We start from the raw sequence: 17,239 nt of genomic DNA, 5'->3' as shown, positions 1-17,239 counted from the left end.
ATCCCATGCCGAACGTCCACATTCCGATTCAGGCCATCAAGGGCCGGGGGATCAGCCACCAGCAGCCGCACCGCTTCCTGCGCGACGAGCGCCAGGCGTTCGACGACGGCTGGGGTGCGCTGGACGAGGCCGCACTCGCGCGGGGCGAGGTGCCGCCCCCGGCCACCCAGGTGACCTGGGAAAACTGCAAGAGCGCGATCACCAGGAACGACTCGCCCGACGTGGGCTTCATGCTCGGCCTCAACCCCTACCGGGGCTGCGAGCACGGCTGCGTGTACTGCTACGCGCGGCCCACGCACAGCTACCTCAACCTCTCGCCGGGCCTGGACTTCGAGACCAAGATCATCGCCAAGCGCAACCTCGCCGAGGTGCTGCGGCGCGAACTCGCCAGCCCGCGCCACGTGCCCGGCCTGCTGGCCATCGGCACCGTGACCGACGCCTACCAACCCATCGAACGCGAACTCAGGCTCACCCGGGCCGCGCTCGAGGTGCTGGCGCAGGCGAAACACCCACTGGCCATCGTCACCAAGGGCAGCGGCGTGGAGCGCGACATCGACATCCTCGCGCCCCTGGCCGCGCAAGGCCTGGCAGCGGTCTACGTGACCATCACCTCGCTCGACGGCAAGCTCGCCCGCGCGCTGGAGCCGCGCGCGGCCGCGCCGCACCGGCGCCTGCGCATCCTGCGCACGCTGGCCGACGCGGGCATTCCGGTGGGCGTGAGCGTGGCGCCGCAGATCCCCTTCATCACCGACGACATGGAGCAGGTGCTCGAAGCCGCGTGGGACGCCGGCGCGCGCCGCGCCTTCTACACCGTGCTGCGCCTGCCGTGGGAACTGAGCCCGATGTTCCGCCAGTGGCTGGACCTGCACTACCCGGACCGCGCCCTGCGCGTGATGGCGCGCGTGCAGGAAATGCGCGGCGGCAAGGACTACGACGCGGACTTCGCGCAGCGCATGCGCGGCAGCGGCATCTGGGCCGACCTGATCCGCCAGCGCTTCAACAAGACCTGCGCGCGCCTGGGTTTCAACACCGAGCGCGAGCCGCTGGACACCTCGCAGTTCAAGCCGCAGGCGCTGCGGGCGCAGCAGGAGCTGTTCTGAACCGCGCGATCAGCCCGGCATGAGCTCCGGCGCCGCCGCCAGATACTCCGTGGCGCGACGCTTGGCGCGGATGTCGTCGTACACGCGCTGCGCCTGGGCCGGCGTCATCTTCAGCGCGACCGCGAGTTCTTCGGCCGAGCGGCCGTGTTCCAGCGCCCACAGCGCGATGTCCATCTGCGCGTACGGCAGCGCGAAGTAGAACTCGTCCTGGCCTTGCGGCAGGGTGTAGGTGTCGGTCGTGGGCACGGCGTTGCAGATCGCGTCGGGCAGGCCGAGGTGGCGCGCCATGGCGTAGACCTGGGTCTTGTAGAGGTGCGCGATGGGTTTGAGATCGGCCGAGCCGTCGCCGTTCTTCACGAAGAAGCCCTGGTCGTATTCCAGCCGGTTGGGCGTGCCCACCACGGCGTAGTTGAGCCGGTCGGCGTGGTAGTAGTCCATGGTCTTGCGCACCCGCTGCTTGAAGTTCGTGGCGGCCACGATCTGCAAATACTCGCGCAGCGGCAGGCGCACGCTTTGCTGTTCACCGCCGGGCGATTGCACGACGAGTTTGAAGAAGTTGATGCCGCCTTCCACACCGCCGGCGATCACGATCTTGTTCTTCCAGCCTTCGCCGTACGCGGGCACCACGCGGCGGATGGCTTCGTCGCGCTGCTCGTAGCAGCCCAGGGCTTCGAGCGCGGGCGCGATGTCGTGCACCTGGTATTCGATGCCCAGGTGCTCGGCCAGCTGGCGGCCGCGCTCGGTGCTGAAGCCGCTGGAGTCGCGCTCGGGCAGCAGCAGGCCGAACACCTTTTTCGCCCCCAGCGCGCGCACGGAGAGCGCGGCGCACACCGAGCTGTCGATGCCGCCGCTGATGGCCACCACCAGGCCGCGCCGGCGCAGCTTCTGCGTGAGCACCTGCGGGATCCATTGCGCGATGCGCTGCAGCTCGGCCTCGCAGTCCAGCGCCAGGGACTCGGGGCCCAGGGGCACGGCGCTCATCAGGCCACCCCTTGCTGTTTGCGCTGCACGAAGGCCTCGATGGCGTTCAGCGAGTCCAGGTTCTCCGGCACCATCTCGTCGTCGCCGATCTTGAAACCGTAGGTCTCTTCCAGGTGCGCCACCAGTTCCAGGAAGCCGGTGGAGTCCAGCACCTGGTGCTCGAGGAAGGAGTCGTCGTCGCCGGGCGAGACGGCGCCTGCGCCGAGCAGGAAGTTCTCTTCGATGTAGCGCCGCACGTCGGCTTTGATGGTGCTCATGGATGGGGTTCCGTTGGGGGTTGCAAGGTTGAAAGAAGAAAACATCAGGCCAGGTCGCGGCGGCGCAGCTTGCCGGACTCGGTGAGCGGCAGCTCGTCGACGAAGGCCACGGTCTTGGGCGCCATCCAGCTCTCCAGCCGGGCCAGGCAATGGCGGATGATCTCGCGTTCGCTCAGCGTCGCGCCCTCGCGCAGGCGCACGAAGGCTTTCACGGCCAGGCCCAGGCGCTCGTCGGGCGTGCTGGTGACGGCGGCTTCGCGCACGCCGGGCAGTTCGCAGATGGCGTGTTCCACCTCCAGCGGGTAGACCTTCTCGCCGCGCGACTTGAACATGTCGTCGGTGCGGCCCACGCAGTAGAGCCAGCCGTAGGCGTCGCTGCGGAAGACGTCGCCGGTGCGCAGGGTGTTCTCGCCCGGGCGCGGGCCGGGCGAGAGGCGGCTGGGCTGGCCGGCGGGCGCGTTCCAGTAGCCCGCGCTCACGTGCGCGCCGCAGACCACCAGTTCGCCGGTGCTGCCATGGGGCAGGCGCTGGCCGCTCTCGTCTTCCAGCCAGTGTTCCTGGTGCGGGATGCCGCGCCCCACGCTCTCGGGCCGGGTGTCCACTTCCTCGTGCGGCAGGTAGCTCGCGCGCATGCATTCGGTGAGGCCGTACATCAGCAGCAGCCGCGCGTGCGGCAGGCGCTCGCGCAGCTGCGCGGTGTGCGCGGCGGGCAGGGCGGCGGCGGCGTTGGTGATGAGGCGCAGCGCGCTCAGGTCGTGCGCGCTCAGGTCCAGCGCGAGCAGGCTGGCCCACAGCGTGGGCACGCCGGGGAACACGGTGACGCGCTGCGCGGCGAGCCGCTGCAGCAAGCGCATGGGGAAGGCGGCGGTGTTCTCCAGCACCAGCGTGGCGCCGATGCCCAGGCCCATGAGCACGTGGTACAGGCCGTAGCTGAAGGTGGGCGGCAGGGCCAGGCCGATCACGTCGTCGTGCGCCAGGTGCAGGTAGGCCTGCACCGCGCGCCAGGCCGCGAGCATGTTGGCGTGGCTGAGCATCACGCCCTTGGGCACGCCGGTGGTGCCCGAGGTGTAGATGAGCGCGGCGAGGTCGCCCGGATTGCCGGGCCCGGCATGGGCCGTGGCCGTGGTGGTGGGTTGCGGCCAGGGCTGGGCGTTCGTGTCGCCCTGGGCCCACACCAGGGGTGCCTGGGGCGTGTCGGCCAAGGCCGCTGCCCACGCCGTGGCCAGCGAGGCCTGGGTGAGCAGGGCGCGTGCGCCGGTGTCGGCCAGCACGTGGGCGAGCTTGGCGGCCTTGGTCTGCGGCCCCAGCGGCACCACCACGGCGCCCAGGCGCCAGACCGCGTGCAGGCCGGCCACGTAGTCCACGCCGCTGTCGAGCAGCAGCACCACGCGGTCGCCCGCGCCGATGCCGGCGGCGTGCAGCGCGTTGGCGACGCCGTTCACGCGCTCGTTGAGTTCGCGGTAACTGACGTCGCGGTCGGCGACGATCACGGCGGTCTTGTCGGGCACTTCGAGGCAGCGCGCATCGAAGGCGCTGTGCACGAAGGGGCCGGGCAGGAAGGCGAGTGCGCTCATGCCAGCTCCAGCGCGGGGGTGGCGGGCCGCACGAACTGCCCGTGCAGCAGCATGGTGGAGAGCACGCCCACGAAGGCCATGTTGTCGGCGAAGCCGATGGCGCGGCCGGCCGCGCACTTGGCGCTCAGGCGCGCGACGGCGGGCGCGTCGAACAGGCCGGCGTCGCGCACGCTGGCCTCGCTCAGCAGCTCGGCCACCCAGGGCAGGGGTTTACCGGCCTCGAAGAAGCTGGCGCTGTCGGGTGAGCGGTAGGGCTGCTTGGTGCGGCGGCCGATCTGCGGCGGCAGCTCGTGCGCGAAGGCCTCGCGCAGCAGCAGCTTCTCGCTCAGGCCGCGCATCTTCAGGCGCGGCGGCAGGCGGCTGGCGAAGGCGATCACGCGCGGGTCGAGGAAGGGGTAGCGCCCTTCGATCGACGCGGCCATGGCCATGCGGTCGCCCTGCGCGGCGAGCAGGTAGCCGCTCATGAGGGTGTGCGCTTCCACGTACTGGTCGCGCGCCATGGGCAGCCACTGGCCGAAGCCGTCCGGCAGGCGCGCGCGCAGCTGGGCGGCCGGGTCGTGCCGCGCCAGGGCCTGCTGCTGTTCGGGCGTGAAGAAGGCCCAGGCGCGCCGCGTGGTGGACAGGCGGGTCTGGTGCGCGAAGACCGCGTCGTCGCCGGGCACGGTGCTGTCGGTGAAGAAGCGTTGCGACATCGCGTTGGAGCCGCCGGGCGAGCGCGCGAGCCAGGGGTAGAGCCGCTCGACCACGCGGGCGCGGCGCGGCGAGTCGGGCAGTTGCGCGACGAAGCGGCGGATCTTCGCTTCCTTGAACAGGTCGTAGCCGCCGAAGACCTCGTCGGCCCCTTCGCCGGTGAGCACCACCTTGTAGCCGGCGGCGCGCACGCTGTCGGCCAGGCGCAGCATGGGCGTGGGGGCGGTGCGCACCAGCGGGGTCTCGGCGTGCCACACGGTGCGCGCGAATTCGGCGGCGATGTGGTGCCGGCCGCAGCCGATGGACGAGTGCTGCGTGTTCAGGTGCCGCACCATGGCCTGCTGGTGCTCGCTTTCGTCGAACTCGGCGTCGTCGAAGGTGAGCGAGAAGCTGCGCAGCGGTGTGTCGGTGTGGCGGCGGATGATGGTGGTGAGGATGGACGAGTCCAGCCCGCCGCTGAGGTAGGCGCCCACCGGCACATCGGCGCGCAGCTGCAGGCGCACCGCGTCCACCAGCAGGGCGTGCAGTTCGTCGGCCAGCGCGTCTTCGTCCACCGGCGCGAAGGGGTCGGTGACGGGGAAGTCCCAGTCCCACCAGCGCGTGAGCGTTTCGCCCTGCGCGTCCACCACCAGGCAGTGGCCGGGCGGCAGGCAGTGGATCCCTTCGAAGGCCGAGCGCGGCGCGAGCGGCGCCCACCAGCCGAAGCTGGCGGCCAGGCCGGCGGGGTCCAGCCCGCGCGGCACCTCAGGCAGCGCGAACAGGGCCTTGGCTTCGGAGGCGAAGGCCAGGCGCGGGCCCACGCGCGTCCAGAACAGCGGGCGGATGCCCACGCCGTCGCGCGCCAGCAGCAGGCGCTGGCGCGGGCCGTCCCACAGGCCGAGGGCGAACTGCCCGTTCAGGCGCGAGAGAAAGGCATCGCCCCAGGCCTGATAGGCGTGCAGCAGCACCTCGGTGTCGGAGTCGGTGGCGAAGCGGTGGCCGGCCTGGCGCAGCTCTTCGCGCAGCTCGATGTAGTTGAAGATCTCACCGTTGAAGACCAGCTGCACGCGGCCGTCCGCGCTGCCCATGGGCTGGGCGCCGCCTTCAGGGTCGATGATGGCCAGCCGCGCATGGGCCAGGCCGATCGGGCCTTCGACCCAGGTGCCTCGTCCGTCCGGGCCGCGGTGGCCCAGCGTGCCGATCATGGCGTCCAGCTCGGCCCGCGCGGGCGGGCGCCGGGGGCTGAAGAGGCCTGCGATGCCGCACATGTTCAGGCCCTCGCAGCGCGGTGTGGCGGGTCAGAGCGCATCGCTGTCGTCGCTCGCGTCGGTCAGGCCCCAGCGGGCCTTGGCCAGGCGCCTGGCCAGGGCCGGGTCGCGCGACTGCACGCCGCACAGGCGGCCTTCGTCGTCGCGCGAGGGCAGGAAGCCGGCGCGCGCGGCCACGCGTTGCGTGGCGCTGTCCTGCAGGTTCAGCCGCACGCAGCTGCAGCGCCGGGCGGCGGCTTCGCGCACCGCGTCGTGCAGCAGGCCCATCAGGGTGGCGTCGTTGTCGTGGTGCCAGTCGATCACGTGCAGCTCGGGCCGGCCCTTGTCGTCGGTTTCCATCGCCCAGGCGATCAGGCCCACCACCTTGCCTTCGCGGCGCGCCACGCGCACCACGAGCGAACGCCGGGGGTTGCCCAGCAGCCGCTGCTGCAGGTAGCTGCTGTCGCGGCGCAGGTGCACGCTGGCCGGATCGAGGGTGTCGGGCACGGCCAGTGCCGGGTCGAGCTGGGTGGTGTTTTCCAGCGTGAGGCCGCGCGGCCGGTGGCGGCGCAGCGCGAGCCGGCGCAGGGCCAGGCCGCCGTTGGCCACGCGCATGGCCAGGGGCAGGCCGGCCACCGCCGGCCAGCGGCGGCGCACGAAGGGCGCGAGGTCCAGCGGGTGGGTGAAGGTCAGGCGCGAGGGCAGCGGCTCGAACATGCGGCGCACGATGCCGGCCGAGTTCTGGTTGGCGCCCACCGCGAGGGTGAAGTCGTACCGCGCGAGCATGGCCTGGTTGAGCCAGATGCCCAGGCCCGACTCCTGCGTCTCGGGGCGCACCAGCAGGTCCATCACCTGGGCGCCCGCGTGCAGCTGGCCGTCGTGCTCGACGCGCAGTTCCTCCACGCCGATGATGGCCAGCAGCCGGCCCTTGGCGCGCAGGCACCACAGGTCGCCAAAGCCGCCGCTGGCGCGCCCGAGCCGGTAGCGCCAGCGCAGGTAGGTGTCGTCGTCCCAGCCGCCGTTGAGGTGCTCGCGGCGCAGCGCGATGACCTCGGGCAGGTCGGCGAGCAGGGCCGGGTTCAGGCCGAGCTGCAGCGCCGTGGCGTCCAGCCCCAGGCTGCGCGCCACCAGCCGGCCGAGCTTCTCGTGCTCGGGCAGGCGGGGGGCGGGCGCCACGGAGCGCCGCACATCAGGCGTTTTCACTCAGCACCCCGTGCACCTTGAGGAAGGCCAGCACATCGCCGATGCGGGTCATCTCGCGCGAGACCTCGGCCGTGAGCTCGATGCCGAAGCGCTCGTCGAGTTCGGCCATGAGCATGAGCGCGCCCATGGAATCCCAGTCGTCGATGGCGTCGCGCTGCAGGTCGGCGTGCATGTCTTCCACGGGCAGGTTGAAACACTCGGCGAGCATGGCGAGGGCATCGCTCACGGACACCTGGGTCTTGGATTTCTCACTCATCGGTGGCACCTCGATTCAATGACAGGCCTTCACCGTCGTCGTGCAGCAGCACGGCGCGGTCGTCGATCTGGATCATGGCCGATCCCCATGACAGTCCGACGCCATAGCCCAGCAGCATCCAGTGCAGCCGCTGCCCCGGCGCGGGCGGGGTGAGCCGGCGCGTCATGGCCACGGCCACCGAGGGGCCGCCGCAGTTGCCGCTGTCCTCGATGGACATCGGCACCCGGTCGTCCGGCAGTCCGCTCTTCTTCATCAGGTGTTTCATGATGAAGCGGTTGGACTGGTGGAACACGAAGGCGTCGACGTCGGCCACGGTCTTGCCCGCGAAGGCCAGCGTCTCGGCGATCAGCGGGGGCACGCGCTTGATGGTGAAGTTGAAGATGGCCGCGCCGTCCATTTCCAGGAAGTGGTGGCGCGGGTTGGTCGGCTCGCGGTCGCGGAAGGCGCCGCCGCGCAGGATCAGCCCGTCGGCGCCGCTGCCATCGGTGTGCAGCACGAACTGGCCGCCGGCCCCGGGCGTGTCGTCGAGCTCCAGCGCGGTGGCCGAGCCGGCGTCGCTGAACAGCAGCACGGTGGCCTGGTCTTCGGGGCTCACGAAGCGGCTGGGCGTTTCGCCATGCAGCATCAGCACGCGCTGGTGGCCCCCGGCGCGCAGCATCGCGGCCGCGATGTACAGGCCATAGGGATAGCCGGAGCAGCCCAGGCCGACGTCGAACGCGGCGCAGGTGTCGGGCAGGCCCAGGCGCTGCTGCAGCAGGCAGCTGGAGGAGGGCAGGAAGTGGTCGGGCGTCTGGGTCACGAAGATCAGCGCGCTCACGCTCTCGGGCGCCCAGCCCAGGCGCTCCATCAGCCGCGTGGCGGCGCGGTGGCACAGGTCGGCCGAGGTGATGGACGGGTCCACCACGCGGCGTTCGCGCACGCCGGCCATGGCCACGACCTTGCGCACGTCCTCCGGCGGGAAGCCCAGGGCCGGGTCGAGGTTGTCCACGACCATCGGAGGCAGGCACGTGCTGATGCCTGCGATGCGGAAACCGCCGATGTTCGATTGACTCACTCGACTTCCCTCTTTGATTCGGTCGCGTCCCCTGGGCGCTGAGGCGGGGCGCTGGTTTTGTACCCCGACCAGTATACGGAAGGGCCCCGGGCCGAGGCGCCGCCCGGGCCCGGGGCCGGTCAAATGTCACAAAAGGCGGGCCAGCGCGTCCTCCCGCCAGTGGTGCAGGGCGGTGTAGAAGCCTTCCCAGACGCAGCCGTTGCAACCCCGCCCGCAGCAGGTGGCGGGCTCGGGCGGTGGCGGGCGCAGGATGCTGTCCAGGTCCATGCCCCGGCGCTGCGCCAGGCCGCGCAGGTGGGCGACGAGCGCCTGCGCGGTGGGCAGGTCGGCCAGCGGCACGCCGGCCGGGTCGTGCCGCGTGAAGCGCGCTTGCTCGCGCCCCTCGAACGTGCCCACCTCCGCGAACATGGCCGCCGGCCGCACCCACAGGCCCCAGCCGCCGTAGAGCGCGCGGTACAGGGTCATGCCCTGCAGGGTTTCGCTGCAGCGCACGGTGTCCAGCACCTCGTACCAGCCGCCCTTGTAGTGGCGGTAGAGGCCAGGTGGCGTGGGGTTCAGCGGGGGTAGGTCGTCGTCGGTCATGGCGGGGAGTTTAGGCGCCGGCCTTGATCGGGATCGACGGCACCGGCACGTAGAACTCGCCGCCCGCGGCCTTGAACTCGGCCGACTTGCCGGCCATGCCCTGTTCGGCGTAGTCGCGCACGTCCTGCGTGATCTTCATCGAGCAGAACTTCGGCCCGCACATGCTGCAGAAGTGGGCTTCCTTGCTGCTGTCCTTGGGCAGGGTCTCGTCGTGGAAGTCGCGCGCGGTGTCCGGGTCCAGGCCGAGGTTGAACTGGTCGTGCCAGCGGAACTCGAAGCGCGCCTTGCTCATGGCGTCGTCGCGCGCGCGGGCGCCGGGGTGGCCTTTGGCGATGTCGGCCGCGTGCGCGGCGATCTTGTAGGCGATCAGGCCCTGCTTCACGTCGTCGCGGTCGGGCAGGCCCAGGTGCTCCTTGGGCGTCACGTAGCAGAGCATGGCCGTGCCCATCCAGCCGATCATGGCCGCGCCGATGGCCGAGGCGATGTGGTCGTAGCCGGGCGCGATGTCGATGGTGAGCGGGCCCAGGGTGTAGAACGGGGCCTCGTGGCAGTGCTTGAGCTGCTCGTCCATGTTGGCCTGGATCAGGTGCATCGGCACATGGCCCGGGCCTTCGATCATGGTCTGCACGTCGTGCTTCCACGCGGTCTGCGTGAGCTCGCCCAGGGTTTTCAATTCGGCGAACTGGGCTTCGTCGTTGGCGTCGGCGGCGCTGCCGGGGCGCAGGCCGTCGCCGAGCGAGAAGCTCACGTCGTAGGCCTTCATGATCTCGCAGATCTCGTCGAAGTGCGTGTAGAGAAAGCTCTCCTGGTGGTGCGTGATGCACCACTTGGCCATGATGGAGCCGCCGCGCGAGACGATGCCGGTGCGCCGGTTCGCGGTGAGGTGGATGAAGGGCAGGCGCACGCCGGCGTGGATGGTGAAGTAGTCCACGCCCTGTTCGGCCTGCTCGATCAGCGTGTCGCGGTAGATCGCCCAGCTCAGGTCCTCGGCCACGCCGCCCACCTTCTCCAGCGCCTGGTAGATCGGCACCGTGCCGATGGGCACCGGCGAGTTGCGCACGATCCAGTCGCGCGTGGTGTGGATGTTGCGGCCGGTGGAGAGGTCCATCACGTTGTCCGCGCCCCAGCGGATCGCCCACACCAGCTTGTCTACTTCCTCCTCGATGCTGGAGGTGACGGCCGAGTTGCCGATGTTGGCGTTGACCTTGACCAGGAAGTTGCGGCCGATCGCCATCGGCTCCACCTCGGGGTGGTTGATGTTGGCCGGGATGATGGCGCGGCCGCGCGCCACCTCGTCGCGCACGAACTCGGGCGTGATGATCTCGGGGATGCGCGCGCCCATGGGGTTGCCGCGCAGGCGCGCTTCGCGCGCCGCGTCGCCCAGGTACTCGGCCATCCATTCGCGCTTGCCGTTCTCGCGCACGGCCACGTATTCCATTTCGGGCGTGACGATGCCGCGGCGCGCGTAGTGCATCTGCGTCACGTTCGAGCCGGTGCGCGCGCGGCGCGGCGTGCGCTGCAGGCCGATGGCGGAGGCGCGCAAGGCCTCGATGCGTTCGGCGTCGCGGGCTTCGTGTTTCACACCATCGTCCAGCGCCTGGCGCGCGCGGCCCTCGTAGGTTTCGGTGTCGCCGCGCGCGGCGATCCAGGCACCGCGCGCCTCGGGCAGTCCGCGCGTCACGTCGATCGCGGCCGTCGGTTCCGAGTACGGGCCCGAGGTGTCGTACACCACGACGCGCTCGCCGTTGGTGAGCGCGATCTCGCGCATGGGCACGCTCACGCCGGGCAGCTGGCCGGGCACGTGGATCTTGCGGGAGGCGGGAAAGGGTTCGCGGCTGAGCGCGAGCGAGGCGGTGGGGATCTTGTCGGGGGCGTTCATGGTGGCGGTCTCCGGTTCCGGTGGATGGGCATGGATGAATGCTCCGGAGGACCGCCCCAGTGACCGCGTGCGCGGGCGCCGCCCTTCCGCCGGGGGAAGGGCCGCACCCGCATGCCGCCGTGGGGCATGCGCTCTTCTTTCGCCGGTACTAACCGGATCAAGTTCACGGGTTCGGCCGTCAAGCCGTCTCAGCGCCGGACCCTTTCGAGTCCGTGCACCCCGGAGCAGGGCAGAGTGTACGCGGACACGCTTTGTCACAAGAACACGACAGAACAGCGATAGATTGCCGCGCAAGATGGATTCCACAGAAAGGCAGGATGCAAACATGGACAAATCAATGATGAAGGGCCTGGTCGTCGGCGGTCTCGCCACGGTCGTCATCGGCGCCAGCGGCGTCACCGGCTACCAGACGCTCATGAAACCCAAAGTCGCCGAGGTGGTCGAGGTGAAGGAAGTCATGGCCACGGTGGTCACGCCGCGCGAGCATTGCGAGGACGTGACGGTGCAGCGGCAGGCGCCCGTGAAGGACCAGCACCGCATCGCCGGCTCTGTGATCGGCGGCGTGGCCGGCGGCCTGCTGGGCAGCACGATTGGTGGCGGCAGCGGCAAGACGCTGGCGACCGTGGCCGGTGCCGCGGCTGGCGGCTACGCCGGCAACCAGGTGCAGAAGAACATGCAGCAGAAGGACACGGTCGCTTCGGTGGAGCGGCGCTGCAAGACGGTCAACGAAAAGACGCAGAAGCTCAGCGGCTACCAGGTGACCTACCGCCTGGATGGCAAGGACGGCACGGTGCGCACCTCGTTCAAGCCCGGCGCGACGCTGCCGGTGAAGGACGGCCAGGTGGTGACCACACCACCGCCCGACGCGAAGTCGTGAAGCCGGCGCGGCGCAGTTGCAAGAAAGTGCAACGGCGCCGAGCGGGCCCTCAGATCAGGATGTCGAACAGGTTGGAGAAGGTGTCCGTCCACGGCCGGAAGCCCGGGCGCGGTGTCAGCACCTGAGCCCCCCGCAAGGCGGGCGGCAGGTTCGCCGCCTGCGCCGGGTTGACGAACACCACCCACGAGGAGCGCCGGCAGAACGGGTCGCCATGGCCCGACGGCAATTCCAGCAGCAGCGCCACCTTGCCCATGTGCAACGCGGCCGAGGCCATCACTGGGCGCAGGTCCAGGTAGGTGTTGGTGATGTGCACCGCGAGCAGCCCGTCCGGCCGCAGGTGGCGCTGGTAGGCGTCAAAGGCCTCGAGCGTGAGCAGGTGGGTGGGAATCGAGTCGCCTGAAAACGCGTCCATGGCCAGCAGGTCGAAGGCCTGCGGGGCCTCGCGCTCCAGCATCAGGCGGCCATCGCCCAGCACCGGCACGGTGCGCGCGGCGCTGTCCGAGAGAAACGTGAAATGCCGCCGCGCCAGGTCCAGCACCTGGTCGTTGATCTCGTACAGGCGCATCTCGTCGCCCGCCCGGCCGTACACCGCGAGCGTGCCCGCGCCCAGGCCCACCACGCCGAGTTTGCGCGGCCGGTCGGTGGGCAGGCTCAACAGCGCGCGGCCGATGCCGGTGCGCTCGCAGTAATAGGCGGTGGCGCGCTTCGGGTGGTTGAGGTACTGCTCGCCGTGCGTGATGCTGCCGTGCACCATCTTGCGGACCGGGCCCAGGCCGTCCTCGTCCACGCTCTGCTCGATGCGCGTCTGGCTGTAGAAGTTGCGCACCACCTCGGTGTAGCCCTGCACGTAGTCCAGCGAGATGCTGGCCAGGCGCGCGCCGTAGAGCAGCAGCGCCAGCAGCAGGGCGGCGCGCCAGCGCGCGCGCAGCCCGGGCCAGAGCACCCGCACCGTCAGCAGCGCGCACAGGAACAGGCCCAGCGGCAGTTCGAAGTAGGCGTTGAAGACCGCTGGTGCCACCAGGCCCACGAACAGGCCGCCCAGTGCGCCGCCCACCGAGAGCATCAGGTAGAACAGCGTGAGGTGGCGCAGCGGCGGGCGCCGGCGCACCAGCTCGCCGTGGCAGACCATGCAGAACACGAACACCGCCGCACACAGCAGGGCCACCAGCACCGGCACGTCCAGGCCTTCGTTCATCGCGAAGTCCAGCGCGACGAAGGCCAGCGGCAGGGCGCCCAGGAAAAGCGGGCGCACGTAGTAGCGCGGCGCGTCGAAACACAGGATGAAGCTCAGCAGGTACAGCGCCAGCGGCAGCACCCAGAGGAAGGGCACGGGCGCCACGTCCTGCGTGAGGTGGCGCGTGATGGCCAGCAAGAGCATGGAGGCGGTGGCCGCCAGGCCCACCCACAGCAGGCACTCGCGCCAGCTGGGGCGGGGCGCGTCTTCGAGCTGGGCGGTGTGGGCCGTGGCGCCGTTCTGGCGCCGCACCGTGTAGCCCGCCGTGGCCACGCAGACCAGCACGAACAGCGCGTAGCCGGCCGACCACACCCAGGCCTGTGGCTTCACCGCCAGCACCGGCTCGACCAGCACCGGGTAGGACAGCAGCGCCAGCATGGACGCCAGGTTGGACAGCGCGTAAAGCCGGTAGGGCTGCGCGCCCCGGGCCACGAAGGCGCGTGCGTACCAGGCCTGCATCAGCGGGCCGGTGGTGGACAGCAGCAGGTAGGGCACGCCCACGGTGGTGGCCAGCACGGCGAGCACGCTCCAGGTCGGGTGCGCCTGGGCGTCGAGCTTCCAGGACGGATCGGCCACCACAGGCAGGGTGGCCAGGCTGAGCAGCAGCAGCACGCCGTGCACCCAGGGCTGGCGCCGCGCGCTGAGCTTCTCGTGCACCAGGTGCACATAGGCGTACCCCAGCAGCAGCTCCACCTGGAAGAACACCATGCACAGCGTCCAGACCGAGGACGATCCACCGAACCACGGCAGGATCATCTTGGCCACGATGGGCTGGATCTGGAACAGCAGGAAAGCGGACAGGAAAACCGTGGCTGCGAACAGAGGCATGGTGAGGGGTCCTGAGCGACGCGATGCCGGAGTATGGCCGCTGTGCCTCCGAACGGACCGCTCAGGACGCCGCTGGATGCCGCCGCCGGCCTTCGGCGATGAAGGCCTCGACCTCGTCGTCGAACTGCCGCAGCTGACGCACCACGACCTTGCGCAGCAGGTCCAGTTCGCTCACGGTGAGGGGGTCGTCGGAGCGGGCGGGCACCGCCATGAACAGCGAGCAGCGCAGCGCGGGGCGCCGGATGCGGTGCAGGCGCACGGTCTTGTCGCCGATGCAGGAGTGCACGCCGCTGAGCGGGATGACCGAGCAGCCATGGCCGTTGCGCACCAGGTCCAGGATGGCCGTGAGGTTGGCGATCTCGTGCACGACCTGGGCGGTCTTGCCCAGCCGGGCCAGCGCGGCCGAGAGCGTGACGTGGATGGCATTGCCCTCGCCCGCGGTGATCAGGGGCAGGCGAGCGATGTCGGCCAGCGGGACCGAGCTGCCGGGCTCGGTGCCGCCGGCCATGGCCTGGGCCGTCACGAGGTACAGGTCTTCCTCGGCGATCGGTGTGAGCAGCACCTTGTCGGTGGGGGCGGTGTTGTAGACCACCGCGCAATCCAGCTTGCCCGCCGCGACCAGGTCCATCAGGTTGGCCGAGAGGCCGTCCACCGAGCGCATCGCGACTTCGGGGATGTCGTTCTGAAAGGCTTCCACCAGCGGGACCACGATGGTGCGCGCCAGGCTGGGCGGCAGGCCCACGGCCAGGCTCAGGCGGGCCGCCTTGCCGTCGCCCCGCACCACGCGCGGAATCTGCGCCATCTGCTGCAGCACCAGGTGGGCCTGCTCCAGCAGCCGCCGCCCCGCGGGCGTGAGGTCCAGGCCCCGGCCGGTGCGGCGAAACAGCGCCACCTGGAGTTCGGCTTCAAGCATCGCGAGCTGCCGGCTGAGCGCGGCCTGGGTCAGGCCCAGACCGTGGGCCGCCGCCGTGAGGCTGCCCACCTCGGCCACCTTGCAGAAATTCTGGAGTTGTTTGACGTCCATGCGAGCCATGAAAAAAAGTGATGTCCGGTTTCGGTGAATCTACCATTCAAACGCGCGAGACATAGAACTAGATTAACTCTGTTAGCAGAAATACTTGTATCTGATTTCAGGAGTTGACCGCCATGAACGAGCTCGCGAAGCCCATCACCCTCCACGCCAGACCCCGGGGTGCCGACCGCCACCAGTACCTCACCCAGACCAACGCCGGCACACCCGCCGGCGAGTTGCTGCGCCGCTACTGGCAGCCGGTGGCGCTGGTGGCGTCCCTGCCGGCCGGCGCGCCGCCGCAACCGATCCGCATCCTGGGCGAAGACCTCGTGCTCTTTCGCGACGACCAGGACCGCGTGGGCCTGATCGACCGCAAGTGCGCGCACCGCTGCACCGACCTCGCGCTGGGTCGCATCGAGGACGGGGGCATCCGCTGCCCGTATCACGGCTGGTTGTTCGATGTGGCGGGCCGTTGCCTGGATCAGCCCGCGGAGGCCTCGGCCACGGCCAGGCACCGCATCCAGATGAAGTCCTATCCGCTGCACCAGGCCGCGGGCGCGTTCTGGGTCTACATGGGGCCCGGAGAGCCGCCGCTGTTCCCGAACTACCCGGCGCTGCAGGGCGGCGCGGCGCATTGCTACACCACGCGCTGGCTCGGGGAGTGCAACTGGCTGCAGGCCAGCGAAGGCAACATCGACCCGGTTCACACCTCGTACCTGCACCAGCTGGAGCTGGCGGACGAGCAGATGAAGGCGCGCTGGGGCGTGTTCGCCAACCAGGCGCGCCCCGAGCTGTCGATCGAGGACACGCGCTTTGGTGTTCGCCTGTACACGCGCCGGCAGATCGAAGGCACGGACCGCTGCTCCCTGCGCATCACCAACTTCGTGATGCCCAACGCCTGCGCGGTGGGCGGCTTCGAGGGTTACCTCGGTGAAGGGGGCCTCACCATGCTGTGGGACGTGCCGATCGACGACGAGCGCCACTGGCGCTGGGAGTTCATCTTCCACCGCAGTGGGTCGCTGGACACGGCGGCGCTGGAAAAGCAGTACCAGGCGGAGAAGGAGGAGGGCGACCGCATGTGGCGGCGCAAGGACGGCCTGTACGCGCAGAACCGGGAGGCGATGAAGCGCGAGGAGTACCTGGGCCTGGGCCAGTGCTTCTCGGTGCACGACATCGCCATCACCCAGTCGCAGGGCGTGGTCCACCAGCAAAGGGACGAGCACCTGTCGTCGTCCGACATCGCCATCGTGCGCGCGCGCCGCATGCTCGACGAAGCCGTGGACACCGTGCAGGCCGGAGGCGACCCCCGCGGCGTGGTGCGGCAGGCGCAGGAGAACGACTTCCGGGACATGGTGGTGGTCACCGGCGAGCTGCCGAACGCGATGCCCAAGGAAGCGTATTGCGCCCGCTACGCGGCCGATGCCACGCTGTTCGCGCCCCAGACCGCCGGTTCGCACGCTGGTGCGGCGGCATGAGCGCGCTCATCGTGGCCGAGCGGCAGGCACCGGCTCGCCAGGGGCTGGAGACCATTCGCGTGCGCGTGCGCTCGGCCCGGCGCGTGGCGCTGGACGTGCGTGAGCTCACGCTCGAGGCGCTCGACGGCGGTGAGCTGCCGGCTTACACGCCCGGTGCGCACATCGACCTGCATCTGAAGCCCGGCCTGGTGCGCCAGTACTCGCTGTGTGGCGATGGCGGCGACCGCGCGAGCTACACGGTGGCGGTCAAGCTCGAGGCCGCCTCGCGGGGCGGTTCGCGCTTCATGCACGAGGCCGTGGCCATCGGCACCGTGCTCGACATCGGGACGCCCCGCAACCATTTCCCGCTGCTGACGGATGCGGCGCACAGCGTGCTGGTCGCCGGCGGCATCGGCATCACGCCGCTGTTGAGCATGGCGCGCCACCTGCAGGCCGGTGGCAAGCCGTTCGAGCTGCTGCATTTCGTGCGCGCCGCGGAGCACGCGGCCTACCGGGAGCTGCTGGCGTCCGATCCTTTTTCGGCCCACTGCCGGTTCTGGTGCGGCCTGCCACCCGAGGCGGTGCGCGAGCAGCTGGAACGCGCGCTGTCCAGGCCGCCTGCGGGCGCCCACCTCTACCTGTGCGGACCGGCCGGTTTCATGGACACGGTGCTCGCGGTGGCGGCGCGCCACTGGCCGCCCGGCCAGGTGCACCTGGAGCATTTCGCCGCGCCCAGCACCGCCTCGGAGGCCGCCGACAGCGCGTTCGAGGTCCGCCTCGCGCGCGGTGCCCGCACGGTGACCGTGCCGGCGCACATGACCATCGTGGACGCGCTGCGCGAGCAGGGCGTGGCCGTCGAGACCGCGTGCGAACAAGGCATCTGCGGCACCTGCGTCACCCCCGTGCTGGAGGGCGAGGTCGACCACCGCGACGGCTTCCTGACCGACACCGAAAAAGCGCAAGGCGGCTGCATCGCGCTGTGCGTCTCGCGCGCGCGCGGCCCGTTTCTCACCCTGGACCTCTGAGTCCAAC

15 protein-coding genes, 1 pseudogene and 1 riboswitch are annotated in these 17,239 nt (G+C 70.4%); of the genes and pseudogenes, 4 read left to right on the top strand and 12 right to left on the bottom strand.

The window, feature by feature from the left end:
• Window positions 1-5 precede the first annotated feature (5 nt).
• On the top strand, window positions 6-1,100 hold the full coding sequence (locus AC3WPZ_RS11135) for a PA0069 family radical SAM protein (RefSeq protein ID WP_382327225.1): 1,095 nt from the start codon (window positions 6-8) through the stop codon (window positions 1,098-1,100).
• 9 nt (window positions 1,101-1,109) lie between these two features.
• Here AC3WPZ_RS11135 and nadE read toward each other — a convergent pair whose 3' ends face one another.
• The 10 genes and pseudogenes from nadE to thiC all read right to left on the bottom strand — a co-directional run bounded on the left by nadE (window position 1,110) and on the right by thiC (window position 10,802).
• Window positions 1,110-2,081, bottom strand: coding sequence for an NAD(+) synthase (gene nadE / locus AC3WPZ_RS11130; protein ID WP_492439569.1), 972 nt, complete (start codon window positions 2,079-2,081; stop codon window positions 1,110-1,112).
• Window positions 2,081-2,338: an acyl carrier protein gene (locus tag AC3WPZ_RS11125; RefSeq protein ID WP_492433165.1), complete on the bottom strand. Its 258-nt coding sequence runs from the start codon at window positions 2,336-2,338 to the stop codon at window positions 2,081-2,083. The genes nadE and AC3WPZ_RS11125 overlap by 1 nt, the downstream gene beginning before the upstream one ends.
• Before the next feature lie 44 nt (window positions 2,339-2,382).
• Window positions 2,383-3,912 carry a class I adenylate-forming enzyme family protein gene (locus tag AC3WPZ_RS11120; protein ID WP_492439567.1) on the bottom strand — a complete coding sequence of 510 codons (1,530 nt, stop codon included), beginning with the start codon at window positions 3,910-3,912 and terminating at the stop codon, window positions 2,383-2,385.
• Window positions 3,909-5,849 carry an asparagine synthase (glutamine-hydrolyzing) gene (asnB, locus tag AC3WPZ_RS11115; protein ID WP_492439565.1) on the bottom strand — a complete coding sequence of 647 codons (1,941 nt, stop codon included), beginning with the start codon at window positions 5,847-5,849 and terminating at the stop codon, window positions 3,909-3,911. The genes AC3WPZ_RS11120 and asnB overlap by 4 nt, the downstream gene beginning before the upstream one ends.
• Before the next feature lie 30 nt (window positions 5,850-5,879).
• Window positions 5,880-7,031 carry a hypothetical protein gene (locus AC3WPZ_RS11110; protein ID WP_382160580.1) on the bottom strand — a complete coding sequence of 384 codons (1,152 nt, stop codon included), beginning with the start codon at window positions 7,029-7,031 and terminating at the stop codon, window positions 5,880-5,882.
• Window positions 7,018-7,287, bottom strand: coding sequence for an acyl carrier protein (locus AC3WPZ_RS11105; RefSeq protein ID WP_382160577.1), 270 nt, complete (start codon window positions 7,285-7,287; stop codon window positions 7,018-7,020). Before AC3WPZ_RS11105 ends, AC3WPZ_RS11110 begins: the two co-directional genes overlap by 14 nt.
• Complete coding sequence (locus AC3WPZ_RS11100; protein WP_492439563.1) at window positions 7,280-8,341, bottom strand: 3-oxoacyl-ACP synthase III family protein; 1,062 nt, start codon at window positions 8,339-8,341, stop codon at window positions 7,280-7,282. Before AC3WPZ_RS11100 ends, AC3WPZ_RS11105 begins: the two co-directional genes overlap by 8 nt.
• Before the next feature lie 126 nt (window positions 8,342-8,467).
• Window positions 8,468-8,608 carry an oxidoreductase-like domain-containing protein gene (locus AC3WPZ_RS11095; RefSeq protein WP_444688572.1) on the bottom strand — a complete coding sequence of 47 codons (141 nt, stop codon included), beginning with the start codon at window positions 8,606-8,608 and terminating at the stop codon, window positions 8,468-8,470.
• Window positions 8,609-8,695: 87 nt separating this feature from the next.
• Window positions 8,696-8,923: pseudogene (locus AC3WPZ_RS11090) on the bottom strand (DUF1653 domain-containing protein); the annotation flags it as partial.
• A gap of 10 nt (window positions 8,924-8,933) precedes the next feature.
• The gene (thiC, locus tag AC3WPZ_RS11085) at window positions 8,934-10,802 is read right to left on the bottom strand and encodes a phosphomethylpyrimidine synthase ThiC (RefSeq protein WP_492439561.1); all 1,869 of its coding nucleotides are present in this window, start codon (window positions 10,800-10,802) and stop codon (window positions 8,934-8,936) included.
• Between the two features lie 117 nt (window positions 10,803-10,919).
• Window positions 10,920-11,034: riboswitch (TPP riboswitch) on the bottom strand.
• 93 nt (window positions 11,035-11,127) lie between these two features.
• Between thiC and AC3WPZ_RS11080 the strand changes: the two genes are divergently transcribed.
• Window positions 11,128-11,679, top strand: coding sequence for a glycine zipper 2TM domain-containing protein (locus AC3WPZ_RS11080; protein WP_382323551.1), 552 nt, complete (start codon window positions 11,128-11,130; stop codon window positions 11,677-11,679).
• 49 nt (window positions 11,680-11,728) lie between these two features.
• Here AC3WPZ_RS11080 and AC3WPZ_RS11075 read toward each other — a convergent pair whose 3' ends face one another.
• Window positions 11,729-13,741, bottom strand: coding sequence for a spermidine synthase (locus AC3WPZ_RS11075; protein ID WP_492439559.1), 2,013 nt, complete (start codon window positions 13,739-13,741; stop codon window positions 11,729-11,731).
• A gap of 61 nt (window positions 13,742-13,802) precedes the next feature.
• Window positions 13,803-14,765 carry a LysR substrate-binding domain-containing protein gene (locus AC3WPZ_RS11070; RefSeq protein ID WP_382327219.1) on the bottom strand — a complete coding sequence of 321 codons (963 nt, stop codon included), beginning with the start codon at window positions 14,763-14,765 and terminating at the stop codon, window positions 13,803-13,805.
• A gap of 122 nt (window positions 14,766-14,887) precedes the next feature.
• Here AC3WPZ_RS11070 and AC3WPZ_RS11065 point away from each other — a divergent pair, with 122 nt between their 5' ends.
• Together AC3WPZ_RS11065 and AC3WPZ_RS11060 are read left to right on the top strand one after the other, a co-directional pair.
• On the top strand, window positions 14,888-16,228 hold the full coding sequence (locus AC3WPZ_RS11065) for a Rieske 2Fe-2S domain-containing protein (RefSeq protein WP_492439557.1): 1,341 nt from the start codon (window positions 14,888-14,890) through the stop codon (window positions 16,226-16,228).
• Window positions 16,225-17,232 carry a PDR/VanB family oxidoreductase gene (locus AC3WPZ_RS11060; protein ID WP_492439555.1) on the top strand — a complete coding sequence of 336 codons (1,008 nt, stop codon included), beginning with the start codon at window positions 16,225-16,227 and terminating at the stop codon, window positions 17,230-17,232. The genes AC3WPZ_RS11065 and AC3WPZ_RS11060 overlap by 4 nt, the downstream gene beginning before the upstream one ends.
• The last annotated feature ends 7 nt before the right edge of the window (window positions 17,233-17,239 follow it).

It is taken from the genome of Hydrogenophaga sp. FW305-3-2-15-A-LB1 (assembly GCF_058787875.1).
This window is presented reverse-complemented; position numbering and strand designations above follow the sequence as displayed.

What these genes read in the sequence shown, in the direction of transcription:
- AC3WPZ_RS11135 (WP_382327225.1), top strand. Translation starts at nt 6, where the DNA reads ATGCCGAACGTCCACATTCCGATTCAGGCCATCAAGGGCCGGGGGATC.
- nadE (WP_492439569.1), bottom strand. Translation starts at nt 2,081, where the DNA reads ATGAGCGCCGTGCCCCTGGGCCCCGAGTCCCTGGCGCTGGACTGCGAG.
- AC3WPZ_RS11125 (WP_492433165.1), bottom strand. Translation starts at nt 2,338, where the DNA reads ATGAGCACCATCAAAGCCGACGTGCGGCGCTACATCGAAGAGAACTTC.
- AC3WPZ_RS11120 (WP_492439567.1), bottom strand. Translation starts at nt 3,912, where the DNA reads ATGAGCGCACTCGCCTTCCTGCCCGGCCCCTTCGTGCACAGCGCCTTC.
- asnB (WP_492439565.1), bottom strand. Translation starts at nt 5,849, where the DNA reads ATGTGCGGCATCGCAGGCCTCTTCAGCCCCCGGCGCCCGCCCGCGCGG.
- AC3WPZ_RS11105 (WP_382160577.1), bottom strand. Translation starts at nt 7,287, where the DNA reads ATGAGTGAGAAATCCAAGACCCAGGTGTCCGTGAGCGATGCCCTCGCC.
- AC3WPZ_RS11095 (WP_444688572.1), bottom strand. Translation starts at nt 8,608, where the DNA reads ATGGACCTGGACAGCATCCTGCGCCCGCCACCGCCCGAGCCCGCCACC.
- thiC (WP_492439561.1), bottom strand. Translation starts at nt 10,802, where the DNA reads ATGAACGCCCCCGACAAGATCCCCACCGCCTCGCTCGCGCTCAGCCGC.
- AC3WPZ_RS11080 (WP_382323551.1), top strand. Translation starts at nt 11,128, where the DNA reads ATGGACAAATCAATGATGAAGGGCCTGGTCGTCGGCGGTCTCGCCACG.
- AC3WPZ_RS11075 (WP_492439559.1), bottom strand. Translation starts at nt 13,741, where the DNA reads ATGCCTCTGTTCGCAGCCACGGTTTTCCTGTCCGCTTTCCTGCTGTTC.
- AC3WPZ_RS11070 (WP_382327219.1), bottom strand. Translation starts at nt 14,765, where the DNA reads ATGGACGTCAAACAACTCCAGAATTTCTGCAAGGTGGCCGAGGTGGGC.
- AC3WPZ_RS11065 (WP_492439557.1), top strand. Translation starts at nt 14,888, where the DNA reads ATGAACGAGCTCGCGAAGCCCATCACCCTCCACGCCAGACCCCGGGGT.
- AC3WPZ_RS11060 (WP_492439555.1), top strand. Translation starts at nt 16,225, where the DNA reads ATGAGCGCGCTCATCGTGGCCGAGCGGCAGGCACCGGCTCGCCAGGGG.